Origin of the sequence: Shigella sp. FC1661 (genome assembly GCF_001712525.1) — a bacterium.
GTDB lineage: Bacteria > Pseudomonadota > Gammaproteobacteria > Enterobacterales > Enterobacteriaceae > Escherichia > Escherichia coli.
The window spans coordinates 20,298-35,991 of record NZ_MDGW01000088.1; the positions used below are offsets into that span (position 1 = coordinate 20,298).

At 52.7% G+C, this 15,694-nt stretch carries 18 protein-coding genes and 1 pseudogene; 2 read left to right on the top strand and 17 right to left on the bottom strand.

The features are described 5' to 3' along the window. Positions 1 to 5: 5 nt before the first annotated feature. The 6 genes and pseudogenes from potG to BFF42_RS06535 form a co-directional block, all read right to left on the bottom strand. Positions 6 to 1,138, bottom strand: a pseudogene (potG, locus tag BFF42_RS06510) (putrescine ABC transporter ATP-binding subunit PotG). A gap of 94 nt (positions 1,139 to 1,232) precedes the next feature. Further along, positions 1,233 to 2,345 (bottom strand): spermidine/putrescine ABC transporter substrate-binding protein PotF, encoded by a 1,113-nt coding sequence (gene potF / locus BFF42_RS06515; RefSeq protein WP_000126072.1) that lies wholly within the window; start codon positions 2,343 to 2,345, stop codon positions 1,233 to 1,235. Positions 2,346 to 2,695: 350 nt separating this feature from the next. Further along, entirely contained in the window at positions 2,696 to 3,172 is a 477-nt protein-coding gene (locus BFF42_RS06520) for a type III secretion system chaperone family protein (RefSeq protein ID WP_000203025.1), read from the bottom strand. Between the two features lie 87 nt (positions 3,173 to 3,259). Then, positions 3,260 to 4,162, bottom strand: coding sequence for a 30S ribosomal protein S6--L-glutamate ligase (rimK, locus tag BFF42_RS06525; RefSeq protein ID WP_000684324.1), 903 nt, complete (start codon positions 4,160 to 4,162; stop codon positions 3,260 to 3,262). A 60-nt stretch (positions 4,163 to 4,222) separates the two neighbouring features. After that, positions 4,223 to 4,945, bottom strand: coding sequence for a nitroreductase NfsA (gene nfsA, locus BFF42_RS06530; RefSeq protein ID WP_000189127.1), 723 nt, complete (start codon positions 4,943 to 4,945; stop codon positions 4,223 to 4,225). Then, positions 4,929 to 5,216 (bottom strand): DUF1418 family protein, encoded by a 288-nt coding sequence (locus BFF42_RS06535; protein ID WP_001201560.1) that lies wholly within the window; start codon positions 5,214 to 5,216, stop codon positions 4,929 to 4,931. The genes nfsA and BFF42_RS06535 overlap by 17 nt, the downstream gene beginning before the upstream one ends. Before the next feature lie 159 nt (positions 5,217 to 5,375). Here BFF42_RS06535 and grxA point away from each other — a divergent pair, with 159 nt between their 5' ends. Then, a complete protein-coding gene (grxA, locus tag BFF42_RS06540) occupies positions 5,376 to 5,633 on the top strand; it encodes a glutaredoxin 1 (protein WP_001195237.1) in 258 nt (85 codons plus the stop codon). A 29-nt stretch (positions 5,634 to 5,662) separates the two neighbouring features. Here grxA and BFF42_RS06545 read toward each other — a convergent pair whose 3' ends face one another. Continuing rightward, positions 5,663 to 6,040 carry an inner membrane protein YbjM gene (locus tag BFF42_RS06545; protein WP_000681108.1) on the bottom strand — a complete coding sequence of 126 codons (378 nt, stop codon included), beginning with the start codon at positions 6,038 to 6,040 and terminating at the stop codon, positions 5,663 to 5,665. Between the two features lie 269 nt (positions 6,041 to 6,309). On the opposite strand from BFF42_RS06545, the gene BFF42_RS06550 reads away from it, so the two are divergent. Then, positions 6,310 to 7,995, top strand: coding sequence for an aspartate:alanine antiporter (locus BFF42_RS06550; RefSeq protein WP_001024876.1), 1,686 nt, complete (start codon positions 6,310 to 6,312; stop codon positions 7,993 to 7,995). A gap of 235 nt (positions 7,996 to 8,230) precedes the next feature. On the opposite strand, the gene BFF42_RS06555 is transcribed toward BFF42_RS06550, so the two are convergent. From BFF42_RS06555 to BFF42_RS06595, 10 genes are all read right to left on the bottom strand, one after another. Then, positions 8,231 to 8,449 carry an ogr/Delta-like zinc finger family protein gene (locus BFF42_RS06555; RefSeq protein WP_000972391.1) on the bottom strand — a complete coding sequence of 73 codons (219 nt, stop codon included), beginning with the start codon at positions 8,447 to 8,449 and terminating at the stop codon, positions 8,231 to 8,233. 91 nt (positions 8,450 to 8,540) lie between these two features. Then, positions 8,541 to 9,641, bottom strand: coding sequence for a phage late control D family protein (locus tag BFF42_RS06560; RefSeq protein ID WP_001011770.1), 1,101 nt, complete (start codon positions 9,639 to 9,641; stop codon positions 8,541 to 8,543). Then, positions 9,638 to 10,123 (bottom strand): phage tail protein, encoded by a 486-nt coding sequence (locus BFF42_RS06565; RefSeq protein WP_000980403.1) that lies wholly within the window; start codon positions 10,121 to 10,123, stop codon positions 9,638 to 9,640. Before BFF42_RS06565 ends, BFF42_RS06560 begins: the two co-directional genes overlap by 4 nt. After that, on the bottom strand, positions 10,120 to 12,594 hold the full coding sequence (locus tag BFF42_RS06570) for a phage tail tape measure protein (RefSeq protein WP_435412097.1): 2,475 nt from the start codon (positions 12,592 to 12,594) through the stop codon (positions 10,120 to 10,122). The genes BFF42_RS06565 and BFF42_RS06570 overlap by 4 nt, the downstream gene beginning before the upstream one ends. After that, positions 12,579 to 13,196, bottom strand: a complete 618-nt coding sequence (locus BFF42_RS28535) for a hypothetical protein (RefSeq protein WP_435412098.1) — start codon at positions 13,194 to 13,196, stop codon at positions 12,579 to 12,581. The genes BFF42_RS06570 and BFF42_RS28535 overlap by 16 nt, the downstream gene beginning before the upstream one ends. Further along, positions 13,189 to 13,308 carry a GpE family phage tail protein gene (locus BFF42_RS06575; RefSeq protein ID WP_000763310.1) on the bottom strand — a complete coding sequence of 40 codons (120 nt, stop codon included), beginning with the start codon at positions 13,306 to 13,308 and terminating at the stop codon, positions 13,189 to 13,191. Before BFF42_RS06575 ends, BFF42_RS28535 begins: the two co-directional genes overlap by 8 nt. Before the next feature lie 14 nt (positions 13,309 to 13,322). Continuing rightward, positions 13,323 to 13,625: a phage tail assembly protein gene (locus BFF42_RS06580; protein WP_001281016.1), complete on the bottom strand. Its 303-nt coding sequence runs from the start codon at positions 13,623 to 13,625 to the stop codon at positions 13,323 to 13,325. A gap of 53 nt (positions 13,626 to 13,678) precedes the next feature. Next, the gene (locus BFF42_RS06585; RefSeq protein ID WP_001207660.1) at positions 13,679 to 14,194 is read right to left on the bottom strand and encodes a phage major tail tube protein; all 516 of its coding nucleotides are present in this window, start codon (positions 14,192 to 14,194) and stop codon (positions 13,679 to 13,681) included. 9 nt (positions 14,195 to 14,203) lie between these two features. Continuing rightward, positions 14,204 to 15,376: a phage tail sheath protein gene (locus BFF42_RS06590; RefSeq protein WP_000046139.1), complete on the bottom strand. Its 1,173-nt coding sequence runs from the start codon at positions 15,374 to 15,376 to the stop codon at positions 14,204 to 14,206. Between the two features lie 62 nt (positions 15,377 to 15,438). After that, on the bottom strand, positions 15,439 to 15,694 hold a 256-nt coding region (locus BFF42_RS06595), incomplete at its 5' end, for an IS1 family transposase (RefSeq protein WP_000474469.1).

Sequence of the window (15,694 nt, forward strand, 5' to 3'; positions counted from 1 at the left end):
GCTCCTTAAACCGTCAGCACCACACAGCTGTCCACTTCCCAGCACAAACGCACTTCGTCGCCCCAGGTCGGTAACCCTTTACGATGACGATGAGCGTTTTGTAGCTGGGCGCTAATCATCTGCCCACTTTTCAGACGAACGTGATACACCGAAAGATCGCCGAGATAGGCAATGTGTATCACCTCCCCCACCGCGAAGTTACAACCATTGGCGGGCGGCTCTTCGCAAAGCATGATTTTTTCCGGCGCAGCGCCACATGTACCGGCACGTTATCGACCACCGAGGCATCCGCGTCGACTTTCAGTGGATGCACCAGCCCAGGCGAATAAAGCACAAGCCCATCCTCATGACGCTCTTTGAGTACACCTTCAAAGACATTAACCGAACCGATAAATTCAGCACTGTAGCGGGTGGTTGGATGTTCGTAGATCTCTTCTGGCTCGCCAATCTGGACAAATTTCCCGCGATTCATAATGGCGATACGTCCCGCCATCGTCATCGCCTCTTCCTGATCGTGAGTGACCATCACACAGGTCACGCCGACACGCTCCAGAATATCCACCACTTCAAGCTGCATCCGGTCACGCAGCTTTTTATCCAGCGCGCCCATCGGCTCGTCGAGCAGTAATAGTTTCGGGCGCTTGGCAAGGCTTCGGGCCAGCGCCACACGCTGTCGCTGACCACCGGAAAGCTGATGCGGTTTGCGTTTGGCGAACTCCTGCATGTGCACCAGGCCGAGCATCTCATGGACCCGACTGGCAATTTCCGCTTTCGGTAGTTTGTCCTGTTTCAGGCCAAAAGCGATGTTCTGTTCCACGGTCATATGCGGAAACAGCGCGTAAGACTGAAACATCATATTGATGGGGCGCAGGTAAGGCGGCACCTGTGACAAATCGACGCCATCGAGCATTATCTGCCCGGCAGAAGGTTGTTCAAAACCTGCCAGCATACGCAGCAGCGTGGACTTGCCACAGCCGGAAGCGCCCAGCAGCGCGAAGATTTCACCTTTGTAGATGGTCAGGCTGACATCATCGACCGCATGCTGACCATCGTAGGATTTGGTGAGGTTGCGGATTTCTAATAGCGGCGTCAGCGCCTTACGGGTTTTCGCCTGCGGGCGAGGGATAGCGTCATTCACGGCTGCTCTCCGGCATTGAATGTGTGCAAGCGCACCATGATGGTGCGAATTGCCGGCGGGTGTGGTGCGCCCGCCCGGCATCTAAGGCTGCGGATTATTTTCCGCTCTTCACTTTGGTCCACGCGCGGGTGCGCACACGGTCGATTTTCGGATCCTGTACTTTCAGAGTGAATAGCTTCGCACGAACGTCCGCCGGAGGATAAATACCCGGGTTCTCACGGACTTCCGCACTCACCAGCGGCGTGGCTGCTTTATTGGCGTTGGCATAGAACACATGGTCGGAAATATGCGCTACTACATCCGGGCGCAGCAGGTAATTCAGGAACTGATAGGCTTCGTCTTTGTTTTTGGCATCCGCAGGCATGGCGAATACATCAAAGAACGCCATCGCCCCTTCTTTTGGAATCGAGAACGAGACATTCACTCCATTCTTCGCTTCCTTCGCGCGGTTTGACGCCTGCCAGACATCACCTGCCCAGCCGATAGCGACGCAAATATCGCCGTTTGCCAGGTCGTTAATGTATTGAGATGAATGGAAATAACGAATGTTCGGGCGCAGCTTTAACAGCAGATCGGTTGCCGGTCCGGTGTAATCATCCGCTTTAGTGCTGTTGGGATCTTTGCCGAGATAATTCAACACGGTAGCAAAAACTTCTTCTGGCGCATCCAGGAAAGAGACACCGCAGCTTTTCAGTTTTTCCAGATTTTCAGGTTTGAGGATCAAGTCCCAGCTATCGACGGGCGCGTTTTCGCCCAGCACAGCTTTAACTTTATCAACGTTATAGCCAATCCCGGTCGTCGCCCACATATAGGGCATAGCAAATTTATTGTCGGGATCGTGTTTGGCGACCAGCTTCAGCAGCTCCGGGTCGAGATTCTTCCACTCCGGCAATTTGCTTTTGTCCAGCGGCTGGAAAACTCCCGCAGTCAACTGGCGTTCAAGAAAGCTGGCAGATGGAACCACCAAGTCAAAGCCGGTGCTACCCGCCATTAATTTGCCTTCCAGTACTTCGTTAGAGTCGAAAACATCGTAGACGACTTTAATACCGGTTTCTTTTTCAAAATTGGCCACCGTGTCAGGGGCGATATAATCAGACCAGTTATAAATGTGGAGTGTTTTTTGTTCAGCCGCGAGCGTGCCGACAGAGACGGCCATCAGAGCACCCGCAACCAGACCCGAAAGCCATTTTTTATTTAAGGCGGTCATATCTCTTTCCTTCTGAAAGTTCGTTAACAAACGAACAAAAGTTGTCATACTAAAAGATATGCAATAAACGTGCATATTTTTTATCGGCGCGGTGTAAGAAAAGAGAACTCTCTCCCGGCCAGCACTGCTCGCTATATAAAAGCATCGCAAGAATAACTTTAGCCAGGGTTTGAGACTATAGCTCGGATTAAAAAACGGTATTTAACAAATTGTTATGCGTATTTGCTCTATGTGATAAAGCCAAATCGGCACAAGAGAAGTGAAATAATCTTTAAGAAAAGGTTAAAAACAGCAGATAATTTTGCAGTGCGCAGTCACTGCACCAGCGACTGCGTGCTCGAAAGGAGTTATCAGTGGAGGAAATAGTTTTCGGTAACGTTGTTTTGCCCTTCATCGTCAGTCGGTAACAGCAGTTGATGGGCATTAGCTTCAAGAATGACCATCGAAATCTGCTCTTCGCTCTGACGCACAAACCATGCAAACTGCTCGTAGGTTACGCCCTGCATAACGGATAAAGACTGGCAAACCACCAGCTTTGGCAGATTATCATCCTGCATATCAAGAAATGCTTTCACGGTCAGCGAACTGGCATTGATGGCAGATAAATCCGCCGCCAGCGGCAATACGGCTGAAGGTCGGACTTCCGCCATGGCAGAAAACAGGATCGTGTTATCGATCAGATCGATTTTGGCATCAAAGACACCGTCGAAATTCTGCATATGGGGCAGATGCAGAGCCTGACAGTTATCACATTCAAAAAAACTCATCCCCAGGTCATCGAGCCATTGACGCAGCGTATCCAGACCAGGAACGACCAGCGATGTCATAATTTTGTACAACCTCTTTCGATAAAAAGACCGGCACAGCTTACGCAAAAAGCGCAGGCAAAACCATGATCAGTAATGTGATTGCGACTAACCACCCGTTTTCAGGCAATATTCTGTCGTAGCGTAGCGTTCGATCCAGCGGATCATTTTACCCGCGATGTCGATACCAGTGGTTTTTTCTATTCCTTCCAGCCCCGGCGACGCATTCACTTCCATCACCAACGGCCCGCGATTAGCACGCAGAATATCCACACCAGCAACGTCCAGCGCCATCGTTCGCGCGGCTTTTATCGCGATTTCACGCTCCTGTGGTGTGATACTGGCGACGCTTGCCGCGCCGCCACGATGCAAATTGGAACGAAAATCGCCCTCTTTCGCCCGCCGTTCAATCGCAGCGACCACTTCATCGCCAACAACCAGACAGCGGATATCGCACCCTTGCGCCTCTTTGATATATTCCTGCACCAGAATATGCGCGTTCAGACCGCGGAAAGCGTCAATCACGCTTTCCGCCGCCTGACGCGTCTCCGCCAGCACGACGCCAATTCCCTGCGTGCCTTCAACCAACTTGACCACCAGCGGCGCACCACCGACCATGTCGATTAAATCGCTGGTATCATCCGGCGAATGCGCAATGCCCGTGACAGGCAGGTCGATGCCCTGACGCGCCAGCAGTTGCATGGAACGCAATTTGTCACGCGCCCGGGCAATGGCGACCGACTCATTGAGCGGATAGCTCCCCAGCATCTCGAACTGGCGCAGTGCCGCCGTCCCATAAAAGGTAATGGCGGTGCCAATACGCGGGATCACTGCGTCAAAATGGGGTAACTTGCGGCCTTTGTAGTGAATAGAAGACGCCGCAGGATTTATGTTCATGTAGCAAGAAAGCGGATCAAGAATTTCAACCAGGTGACCGCGCTGTATAGCGGCTTCACGCAGCCGCTTACACGAATAGAGCGTTCCATCCCGGGACAATATGGCAATTTTCACCCTGCACCTCTCTGTCAGACCTGGTCAAAAGCCCGCGTATCATACATCGACGTGGCGGTTTTAGCGCGTCGCCCAACCCTGTTTGTGCAAATAATCCAGAATAAATGGGCGGCTTTCTTTAATGATTGTTCGGCGGATATGATCGCTCCAGGTATCCCGGCGATTATTGCTGCCACGGGTGAGGTAATATTCCGCCAGTTGCTCGTCATACTGCGCCAGTGCGTCTTTATCCAGCGGTTGATAGCTGTTTTCATGCACCAAAATGGAGGCCGGTAAACGCGGCTTGAGATCCGGATTATCCGCAGGCCAGCCAAGGCACAGCCCAAACAGCGGCAGAACATGCTGCGGTAATTTCAGCAGTTTCGTCACCGCTTCAATATTATTGCGCAGGCCGCCGATATATACCCCGCCCAATCCCAGCGATTCCGCTGCGGTTAATGCATTCTGCGCCATCATTGCCGTATCAACGACACCGAGCAACAGTTGTTCCGCCAGGCCGAGCTGAGCATCCGGACAGATCTGTAAATGGCGGTTAAAGTCGGCACAGAACACCCAGAACTCCGCCGCTTGCGCTACGTGTTTTTGCCCGCCGGTCAGCGTCACCAGTTCTTCACGTAATGCTTTGTCGGTAATGCGAATAATGCTACTACACTGCAAAAAACTGGAACTGGACGTCGCACGGGCGCTGTTAATAATCGCCTCACACTGCGCTTCGGAAATGGGTTCATCAGTGAAATGGCGAATGGAGCGATGGCCACAAATAAGTTCAATGGTTGGCGTCATTATCTTTTTCTCTTTCTGAACGTGAATATTGCGGTGGACGGTTCATCAGCTGTGGGGCAAGACGTTTTGCCACCTGAAGAATAACCACCACCGCAGCGGGAAGCATGAGCAAAACACCGAGAAAAATCATCAGAATCTGCACTTCTGGCCGAGAAAATGGCTCAGGCAGCGACAGGGAGTCGCTTACCGACAGCAGCGCCACCGCCAGTAGCATCATTCCGATAAATTCCAGTATCAACACGCCTTTAGGCAATTTACCGATCGCGCGCATACGCTTCCCTCTGCAAAGTGAGCCTTCAGTCTAAAACTTTTCACTGTATTGTGTTTAACAGTTATAGCTTTTAGCAATTAATGCAACAGGTTAAACCTACTTTCAGCGAATACATTTTAGCGTGATCATTACAGGCATAAATCTATGAGGAGAGAAATAATGCAAACCGTTATTTTTGGTCGTTCGGCTTGCCCTTACTGTGTGCGTGCAAAAGATCTGGCTGAGAAATTGAGCAATGAACGCGATGATTTTCAGTATCAGTATGTAGATATTCGTGCGGAAGGGATCACTAAAGAAGATCTACAACAAAAGGCAGGTAAACCCGTAGAAACCGTGCCGCAGATTTTTGTCGATCAGCAACATATCGGCGGCTATACCGATTTTGCTGCATGGGTGAAAGAAAATCTGGACGCCTGATCGTCTGACAAGCCCTCGCGTTGAGGGCTTTACTGATTTTTTCTGTGCTGTGGTTTAAACAAACTACTGATAAATAAGAAACACAGTGCCCCCAGCGCACACCAGAACACCGCGCTTAGTAACCATGCCAGCTCTTGCCAGAATGAGCGCGTCGGTGAAAAAAACAGCCGCATAATGAGCATTGAACAGGGTGCCGCCAGCATTGCGCCAAATAGAGGTTTCAGGACTTCTCTACGCTGTGAAAAGAAACTGGCAACTGCTCCAGGAAGAATGAAAAACAGCAAGCCGATTTCAGGATGCCCGGCAGCCCGAAAAGCGCCTTTCATGTGCGTCGCCAGAAAAAGGCACACCACAATGAAGAGGACAAAACAGCAGATTGCCCCCGCCCAACGTTGTTTATGTTTCACTCGTTCCTCCTGACACTGCGTCTATCGAACACATTTTTCGCCAGTGTGGCGTTCAGTAAGATAAAGCCGCTTCGCATTCCATGCTAATATAGGCCAACGCAATTCATATAGCCGTTGATACCTAATGTGATTACACTAGTAAAATATATTGTTACTTTACTATCGTTTAGGTGCGCTGAATGAATCTGCGCCCTGAATTCTGGTAAAAAACATTATCGTAAATTACCATTTCTTTCAACAGCTTACTAGTAAACAAGAAGTTAGCCTCCGTGAATATAAACGTCGCCGAATTGTTAAATGGGAATTACATTCTGTTATTATTTGTGGTCCTCGCGCTTGGGCTATGTCTCGGAAAGTTACGACTTGGTTCGATCCAACTGGGTAATTCCATTGGCGTTTTAGTCGTATCGCTGTTATTAGGCCAACAACATTTCAGCATTAACACCGATGCGCTTAATCTTGGCTTTATGCTGTTTATTTTCTGCGTCGGGGTCGAAGCCGGACCGAACTTTTTTTCCATTTTTTTTCGCGATGGGAAAAATTACCTAATGTTAGCACTGGTGATGGTTGGCAGTGCGCTGGTGATCGCCTTAGGGTTAGGTAAGCTGTTTGGCTGGGATATTGGCCTGACGGCCGGTATGTTAGCAGGCTCTATGACGTCGACACCGGTTCTGGTCGGTGCTGGCGATACACTGCGTCATTCCGGCATGGAAAGCAGGCAGCTCTCACTGGCACTGGATAATCTGAGCCTCGGGTATGCCTTAACCTATTTAATCGGTCTGGTGAGTTTGATTGTTGGTGCGCGTTACTTGCCGAAATTGCAGCATCAGGACTTACAGACCAGCGCCCAGCAAATCGCCCGCGAACGTGGCCTGGACACTGATGCCAACCGTAAGGTTTATTTACCGGTGATCCGCGCCTATCGCGTCGGCCCGGAGCTGGTGGCCTGGACCGACGGCAAAAATCTGCGTGAACTGGGTATTTATCGACAAACCGGCTGCTACATTGAACGTATTCGACGTAACGGGATTCTGGCAAATCCAGACGGTGATGCCGTGCTACAAATGGGCGATGAAATAGCGTTGGTAGGCTATCCCGACGCCCATGCCCGACTCGATCCCAGCTTCCGTAACGGTAAAGAAGTTTTCGATCGTGACCTTCTCGACATGCGTATCGTCACTGAAGAAGTGGTCGTTAAAAACCATAACGCTGTAGGTAAACGTCTCGCACAACTGAAGTTGACCGATCACGGTTGCTTCCTTAACCGCGTCATTCGTAGCCAGATTGAGATGCCGATAGATGACAACGTCGTGCTTAACAAAGGTGACGTTTTACAAGTCAGCGGTGATGCCCGTCGCGTAAAAACCATCGCCGATCGCATCGGCTTTATCTCGATTCACAGCCAGGTCACTGACCTGCTGGCATTTTGCGCCTTCTTTGTTATTGGGCTGATGATCGGGATGATCACCTTCCAGTTCAGCACATTCAGTTTCGGCATGGGGAACGCTGCCGGGTTGTTATTCGCCGGAATTATGCTGGGCTTTATGCGTGCTAACCACCCGACCTTCGGTTACATTCCGCAAGGTGCATTAAGCATGGTGAAAGAGTTCGGCTTGATGGTGTTTATGGCAGGCGTTGGTCTGAGCGCCGGTAGCGGTATTAATAACGGCCTGGGCGCGATTGGCGGTCAGATGTTGATTGCCGGATTAATTGTCAGTCTTGTGCCCGTGGTTATCTGTTTCTTGTTCGGTGCTTATGTATTGCGAATGAACCGCGCACTGTTGTTCGGCGCAATGATGGGCGCACGCACCTGCGCGCCGGCAATGGAGATCATCAGTGATACAGCTCGCAGTAACATCCCTGCGCTGGGCTATGCGGGCACCTACGCAATCGCCAACGTCCTGCTGACGCTGGCAGGGACAATCATCGTCATGGTATGGCCAGGATTAGGATAAAACTGAAGTTGCCCTGAAAATGAAATTTTTTTGCACAACCGCAGAACTTTTCCGCAGGGCATCAGTCTTAATTAGTGCCACTGCTTTTCTTTGATGTCCCCATTTTGTGGAGCCCATCAACCCCGCCATTTCGGTTCAAGGTTGATGGGTTTTTTGTTGTCTGAAATTTATGCCTTTTAAAATCATGATGTTAGAAGCACTGTTTTTTAACGATGGCGACAAAATGGCGGCAGCGTCAAAGAGAGAGCGCCACCTGTCCTGATTTCATTGGATGCGGCTGAACCGGATTTGACTCTTTTGGCGTTGCAATCGAACGAACAAAAGTTTCATGGGTAACAAAAGTATGGCTGCAGTTAATGTTCTGGCACTGGTTGTAACGCTCTTTGGTCAATGAAGATACCTGAAAACTGCTGCGAGTATGGGCGGCACTTCCACACAGTGGGCAAATCATCATTTTTCGAGCTCTCCCCATTTTTGCTAAATTCACAATAATGATACCGCATTATTCCATTTTTGCAAGCTTAAAAGTTCTCCATTGCGAAGAATCATTCCATTTCGAAATCATCAATCCTCACTTCAAGCTCCAGACTGGTCGTAAAACCGTTATCCGGGCTGACAGTATGCGTCAGAGTCGTAATGGTCCATTCCGCATCATCTATCGGCTGTTTAAAGCCACTGACCTTCACAGGCATTTCTGTGTAGAGATCTGCCCGCCCTTCCGCCAGTTGTAGCGAGAATGATGCAACGCCGCGTTGCAGGCGTTCCCACTGCATTTTCGCTGCCCGTTCGGCGTTGCTCCGGTTGGCATAAGTGCGATTAAGTACCAGCACGTTTTCATCCGTACCCACCAGGTAATCGCCCTGCTTCGCTTCCGGCTCTTTCTTCTGCTTCTTAGTCCTGCGCTTACGCTTCACCGTGGTGCTTTCTTTCTTCGCGGGTTCGCGGGTATGCAACCAGCTGGCAATGACGCCCGTGTAAGCTCCGCGATCTGCCAGGGTAAAGCGGTGACTGTCGCCGTCCTTGCGTGTGATAGTGATCACCGGTAGTGGTTTACCGCTGGCGCTTTTACCCTGCCCCTGCCGGATGAATAACAGATTGCCATTTTTCACCGACGCAATAGCACCGTACTGGCGCGCCAGCCGCATCAAAAAACTGCCGTCACTCTCATTAGTCTGGTCTATATGCTCCACGAGTTTATCCGACAAGTCTTCACCCAATGCCATCTTCAGTTTGTGCCGCGCAGCTATTTCCTTCACCACTTCCCCAACGGTGGTCTTGTGCCACGACTTTTCACGGCGGGTATTCAGCGTTTCACGAAAATCAGCACTTCGCGCCCGGATAGTCAGGCGATCCGGTGCGCCAGTGTGTTCAATCTCGTCCACCGTGAATGCCCCTTTCGGGAAAAGCGGCTGTCCCTTCCAGCCCAGCGCCAGCGTAATGACAGCCCCACGGCGCGGCAGCACGATTTTTCCATCGGCGTCGTCCAGCTCCAGATCAAGCTGGTCCGCTTCAAAGCCCCGGTTATCCGTCAGCGTCAGCCCCATCAGGCGGTTGTCCAGCACAGTGGTGATATCCCTGCCTTCAATACTGATGCTGAATGCCGGAGTTTTGTTGCCTTTGTTAAGCAGTTCAGAGCTGAAATTCACGACAGCAGCCCTCCCACCGTTTTACTGATATCGCTTAAGGCAGATGTTGCCGTTCCCTGCAGATTATTCAGTTGCGCACTGAGATCACCGAACATATCGGACAGGGATTCATCCACGCGTTTTAGCGACAGGGTGAACTCAATCCGGCGCGGCATACCGTCGCGGAAAAACTCCGTTTTAGTCTGATTCAGTCCCTCAATCACATACATGCCGTAAATCGTGCCGCTGCCTTCAATCAGGGGCCATGCTTTTCCCTGTTCTGCCATCTGCTCCAGAGCCAGCAACGACAGCCTGCCGCCCGTTACCTCCGGCATAAGAACACCAGAAAGCGTCAGCATGTCGTTGTCCGGTCCCAGAAACTGCGTTGACGGGCGTCGGTTTACCCGGCTGTTTGCCGCATGTCGCCAGCTGCGTTGATACTGCAGCTCCTGATACGGCACGGTGCGCAGCATAAACACGTACAATCCCAGCACCATCATCATGCGTCGTATCCCCCCTGATCGCTGTAGTTACTCCTGGCTTTTGCCTTCAGCCTGCGTTCACGTTCATCAAGCTGGCGGGCCACCTCCCGCGCAATATCCTGCGCACTTTGTCCTGGCTGCGTTTGAATGATGATCTGCATCGGTGCCTCAATCCGTTGAACGGGCGGCACAGTGGCTGCACGACTCACCATCGCTTCACCGCCTTTCGCGGGAAGTGCCAAAGGGTGCAACGGTGGAAGCTCTACTGGCGTAGCAGCAACACCCATCATTCCGGCAACAACGGCAGCCAGTGCAGCTGTATTTCTCCGGCTGGTCACATTTGCCGGGCCGTTAACAATTTCCGGCCCGTTTTCACCGACGATGCCAAACTGCCCGCGCGGGATATACCCGCCGCTGTCATACATCCCCGCAAAGCCATATCCCCATGACGGAAAACCACCCGATGGCATCATCACTTTACCGTCTGCATTCACCGTCGCAGGTTGCTGACGCGTCACGCTTTCCGGCAGTTTCGCCTTTGCGGCCTCTTTACTGACAATGCCAAGTTTCTCCAGCAACCAGGAAACGCCGGATTTCAGGGAGTCCAGCGGATGCATGACCATATTCAGCCCTTCCGCCAGAGCCTCCCCGAATCGTCGCCCCATTGCCGCTGCACTCTGCAGTTCGGCAGAGGTCGACTTAACGGGCGTCAGCAGATCAGTAAACCAGCCCCACAGCGCCTGTACTTTGTCGCCAATCCACTGGAACACAGGCTTAAGCGGTTCGAACGCGGCACTGACAGGACCTGCCGCCGCTTTGAATCCTTCCACCACGCCACCGAGAAATGCGGTGATGGGCTGCCAGTATTTCCAGACAACCAGCGCCACACCCGCCAGTGCAGTAACCACAAGACCTATCAGACTGAGCAGAGCACCTAACAGACCAGAGACGGCATACAGGGCAACGCGCAGCATCGCCAGTGGACCGGATGCGAGCATACGCAGCACCGTGCCTGTGGCAGCCAGTCCGCCGCGTAGTACCGCCAGTGGATTCATAAACATCACAGCAACCGCACGTAAACCGGATAATCCAGACCGCAAAAGTGCAACCGGCGCACCTGCTACAGTTTTCAGGACATTTCCCGTCAGTGATGCCGTGCGGCGCAAAGACGACAACGGCGCAGTAAGTAAACCTGCAGCGTTGCCCGATGAAGCAAGCCCGCGTCGCAGCAGTGCCAGTGGTGCGCCAGCCAGCCAGGACAACGCGTTGCTGGTTCGGGTTACTGCTGCCGTAACGGAAGGTAACGTTTTGATACCCAGCACAGAGAATCCCAGACGGATGACTGCCAGCGGCCCCAGCACTGCAGCCAGCGCCACCGCTAAGGTGCCGAGGCCCACGGTAACGGCAGCTACCACAGCGGCTACTTTCATCAGAGTGCCCGTCAGTTCCGGGTTAGCTTCCACCCAGCGACGCAACGCCCCCGTGACGCTTTTCACCGTGTACAGAATATCCATCAGCGGCTGGCGCAGCGTTTCCCCCAGGCTGCTGAAGGTGTTCTGTGCTCCGGTTTTGACCAGCAACCACTGAGCAGAAAGTGAATCCTTGTTGATGTCGGATTCTTTCTGCATGGAACCGAGCGCATCATTGCCCGCAGTCAGTTTTAACTGGCGCTGAAGTTCCGGCAGGTTGTTTGCCAGTTTCGCTGCGTCATCGCCAAACTCTTTACCAAACAACATGGTCATGGCAGACAGGCGCTTATCCTGTGGCAGCGCATTCACCTTCTCCAGCACCCGCTGGATAGTTCCCATCGCATCCTTCGTCATCTGCTTTTCAATCACTTCTGGATTGAGTTTCAGCAGATTCATCCCTTCAAAGAAACTCTTGCTTTGCATGGTGGCAATGGACAATTCACGCACCATCGCGTTTGCTGCACTGGCTGCAACCTCAGGCGCAGCGCCGAGTGTCAGGAAGGTGGAACCCAGCGCCGCCGCTTTACGATAATCCAGACGGTCAGCCACACCGCCCAGGCGTTGCATGACATCAATGATGTCCGCCCCTTTCGACATGGCGTTATCATCCAGATAGTTCAGCGCATCACCGAGCTGCTCAATATTGCGGGTAGGGATTTTGTAGAGCTGGGCGATTTTCCCCAGACTTTCTGACAGTTCATCCGCTGGCAGTTCAAAGGCTGTTGCCGCCTTTGCCGCCGTGCTGGCGAAGGCCAGCAGGTCACGTTTCTGGTCTTCCCAGCTGTCGTCAGGGTTTGCGACGTTCATGCGCGCACCACCTTCAACCAGTGCGGCGAAGTCCACAGCACCGTTTTCCATCGGCAACTGTTCGCTGGCAGCCTTGATGGCACCCTGCATTTCGTAAAAACGCGCAGTGCGGTTGCCATTATCGTCACGCAGACCATTGACCTGCTTTGCCACACCTTTCATGGCATCTTCCATGCTGGTATAGCTTTTTACTGCCGCCATCACTGGTGCGCCCATTGCCAGCCCTGCAGCCGTGGTGGTGCTCCGGCACCTGCAATACGATCCCTTACCTCAAGACGCCTGGCGTAAGCCCCCCGGGCGGCGTGCATTTTTCGCTGTTGCTCCCCGACACGTCGTAACCTCGCTTCCTGCTCAGAAAGCTGCCTGTTATAACGCATCGTTTCACGGGTAATGCGGGCCGTCGCACTGGCGCCATCATTAGCTGAAATACCAGCACGATAAAGTTCTGCACGCACAAGCGCCGTCTGCTGCTGCAGCTTTTTCTGGCGTTCTTCCAGGCGCTGAACAGCCAGCCGTTGACGGCCCAGAGCAACAACCTGACGTTGCGAAGGCGGCCCCATCGCTCCCAGTTCCTGACTGAGCAAATTTGCACGCTGGCGGGCATAGTTCAGCCTGTCGCCTAATTTCTGATTTTCTGCCTGCAGCTTTCGGAAGCTGTCCAGACTGCTCCCGGCCTGATCAAGCTGCTTTATTGCATCGCGGGATTTTTTGACAGCAGCAGCCAGTTCTCTTGAACTGGCCTGCGCGGATCGAAATGGGCGGGTGAGTTTGTCAACCGCATTAAGAATCACCTGCAGACGCAGGTTATTGTCACTCATGGCTGGCCCCGCTTCTCTGAATCGCTTTATCCCGCCATTCCAGCACTTCGGTCAGCGGCATAACGTCAGTAACGGATGGCGGCCAGTGAAAGATGGTGGCGATATCAGCCACCAGATCGTCAACCGTCAGGCTGTCGGTAAACCGGCAAGCACCGACTTCTTCAACAAAAAAGTGACAACCTCAACCGACATGGCAGTGAGATCTGCCGGGTCCATCTCTGCAATTTCCTGTGCAGTCAGTGCCGGACTGGAGATGCGGGGGATCACGGTCATCATCGCGTTCACATCCATATCCATAATGGCCTGCAGGCGTGTGCCGCGCAGCGCACCGGACTGCGGTTTACGCAACACAATTTCGGTAATTTCTGTTTTACCGCGCATGATGGGAGTATCCAGTTGAATGGTCTTTTCAGTCTGCTTATCGCTCATTTTGTTGTCCTGTAAATTAGGTTCTGGCGCGGCATTCCGCGCGTTCAGATACATCAGAGGCCGAGGGCGTTGCGGTGCGCTTCCATCAGGTCCACACCGTCCACAATTTCCACCATGTTGATCAGGTCCACTTCATAGAGCACCTCACCATTGATGGTCAGCTTCGCGTAGCTGTTGGTACTGGTCACTTTGGTAGTGTTGCTTTCGCCCGTCTTCCACTCGCCGGAATCTACTTCTTTGTGACGTCCACGCACCACAAGCTCCACGGCCTGCACTTCCCCGGTATCATCACGCTGAATAGAGCCGGTAAAGCGCAGCTGGATGCCATCCACCGTGGCTTTGCCCATCTGCTTAAACAGCAGCAGTTCAGTACCACCAATGGAAAATTCTGTATCCAGTGCACTGTCATCCAGTCCCAGATCCACATCCACCGCTCCGGGCATACCGCCGCCGCGATACTTCTCATATTTGCGGGTGAATTTCGGCAGCGTCAGCGACTCAACGATCCCCTGCCAGTTGTTCCCGTCGTTAAACAGGTTCAGGTGTTTTAATTTGCGTGGTAAAGCCATGTTGTCCCCTTACGCGCTGACCTGGCTGGAGAAATTCACCAGGTACTGATCGGTGATGCGCTGACGCAGCATCAGGTTTTCAAGTGGCGGCACTGGCGTGTAGTCGTAATCGATGGTGAGTTTCCCGGCTTTCAGCGTGTCTTTATCGTTCACCGACTCGTCCAGCCAGCAATCACCACCAATGAGATAGCCCTGACTGACCAGGCTACGCATTTTGGCGCGGATACCTTCGATAATGTCGCGGGCCAGCGACGGGTTCAGCGGTTTGTCCACCGCCCACATGTGCGCTTCTGCCATCGTGTCCATCAGCACCTGCGCCGTGCGGGTGTAGTTTTCGAAGGCAAAGAGCGGATCATCGCTCAGACAGCGGGAACCCCAGAAGCGGAAACCGTCTTTGCGGATAAGCGTGGTGATATCGTTCTGGTTAAGCAGACCTGCATCGGTTGCCGGGTCCTGCAGATCCCAGAACACATCAGCAGAAATTCCGGTGACACCGTTCACGCCCACGTTGGACAGGCTTTTGTGCCATCCGGTCTGCTCATCAATTTTAGCGCGCAGACCGAGCGCACGGGCGGTGGCATAAGCCGTTGCTTCGGCATTCAGCACCGTGTCCCAGCCAGTAAAGTCGGGCCAGATCAGCATTCCTTCACGCTGACTGAAGTTTTCACGGTAAGTGATTGCTTCCTGCACCGTCTTGCAACCATACGCTGACAGGTAAGCAAATCCACGCAGGCTTTGCGCCACGCTCAGCAACTCAGTAGCTACCGCCTTCGTGTCGTGACCTGGCACGCCGAGAATGCGCGGTTTAACGCCGAGCTGTGACTGGGCAGATAACAGGGCTTTCATACCTGTTTTTTTACCCTCGGCGGTCACTGCGCCAATGATATTGGTTGTGGTTTCTTCTTCCGTTTCACCCTGCGGCACACGCACAACAACGGTCACGGGTTTTGCCTGGTCAGCGATGGCATCCAGCGAACGGGCCAGCGTGCCAGACTCACCCGCTTTACCGCTGGCGGTCAGCACATCAGTGATCAGCACAGGTTTATTAAGAGGAAACATTTTTGCATCGGCATCATCGCCCGTGCAGACCATACCCACGATGGCGGTGCTCACCGTGGTAATGGATCGGGTGCCTTCGTTGACTTCAACAACGCGCACCCCGTGGTGGTAATCCTGAGCCATAGTGGCGAACCTCCTGATTGGATTAGGCTTCGCCCTATGTTGAAGTGGGTAATGACTCCAACTTATTGATAGTGTTTTATGTTCAGATAATGCCCGATGACTTTGTCATGCAGCTCCACCGATTTTGAGAACGACAGCGACTTCCGTCCCAGCCGTGCCAGGTGCTGCCTCAGATTCAGGTTATGCCGCTCAATTCGCTGCGTATATCGCTTGCTGATTACGTGCAGCTTTCCCTTCAGGCGGGATTCATACAGTGGCCAGCCATCCGTCATCCATATCACCACGTCAAAGGGTGACAGCAAGCTCATAAGACGCCCC

What these genes read in the sequence shown, in the direction of transcription:
- potF (WP_000126072.1), bottom strand. Translation starts at nt 2,345, where the DNA reads ATGACCGCCTTAAATAAAAAATGGCTTTCGGGTCTGGTTGCGGGTGCT.
- BFF42_RS06520 (WP_000203025.1), bottom strand. Translation starts at nt 3,172, where the DNA reads ATGACATCGCTGGTCGTTCCTGGTCTGGATACGCTGCGTCAATGGCTC.
- nfsA (WP_000189127.1), bottom strand. Translation starts at nt 4,945, where the DNA reads ATGACGCCAACCATTGAACTTATTTGTGGCCATCGCTCCATTCGCCAT.
- BFF42_RS06535 (WP_001201560.1), bottom strand. Translation starts at nt 5,216, where the DNA reads ATGCGCGCGATCGGTAAATTGCCTAAAGGCGTGTTGATACTGGAATTT.
- grxA (WP_001195237.1), top strand. Translation starts at nt 5,376, where the DNA reads ATGCAAACCGTTATTTTTGGTCGTTCGGCTTGCCCTTACTGTGTGCGT.
- BFF42_RS06555 (WP_000972391.1), bottom strand. Translation starts at nt 8,449, where the DNA reads ATGATGATTTGCCCACTGTGTGGAAGTGCCGCCCATACTCGCAGCAGT.
- BFF42_RS06565 (WP_000980403.1), bottom strand. Translation starts at nt 10,123, where the DNA reads ATGATGATGGTGCTGGGATTGTACGTGTTTATGCTGCGCACCGTGCCG.
- BFF42_RS06570 (WP_435412097.1), bottom strand. Translation starts at nt 12,594, where the DNA reads ATGGGCGCACCAGTGATGGCGGCAGTAAAAAGCTATACCAGCATGGAA.
- BFF42_RS28535 (WP_435412098.1), bottom strand. Translation starts at nt 13,196, where the DNA reads ATGAGTGACAATAACCTGCGTCTGCAGGTGATTCTTAATGCGGTTGAC.
- BFF42_RS06580 (WP_001281016.1), bottom strand. Translation starts at nt 13,625, where the DNA reads ATGAGCGATAAGCAGACTGAAAAGACCATTCAACTGGATACTCCCATC.
- BFF42_RS06585 (WP_001207660.1), bottom strand. Translation starts at nt 14,194, where the DNA reads ATGGCTTTACCACGCAAATTAAAACACCTGAACCTGTTTAACGACGGG.
- BFF42_RS06590 (WP_000046139.1), bottom strand. Translation starts at nt 15,376, where the DNA reads ATGGCTCAGGATTACCACCACGGGGTGCGCGTTGTTGAAGTCAACGAA.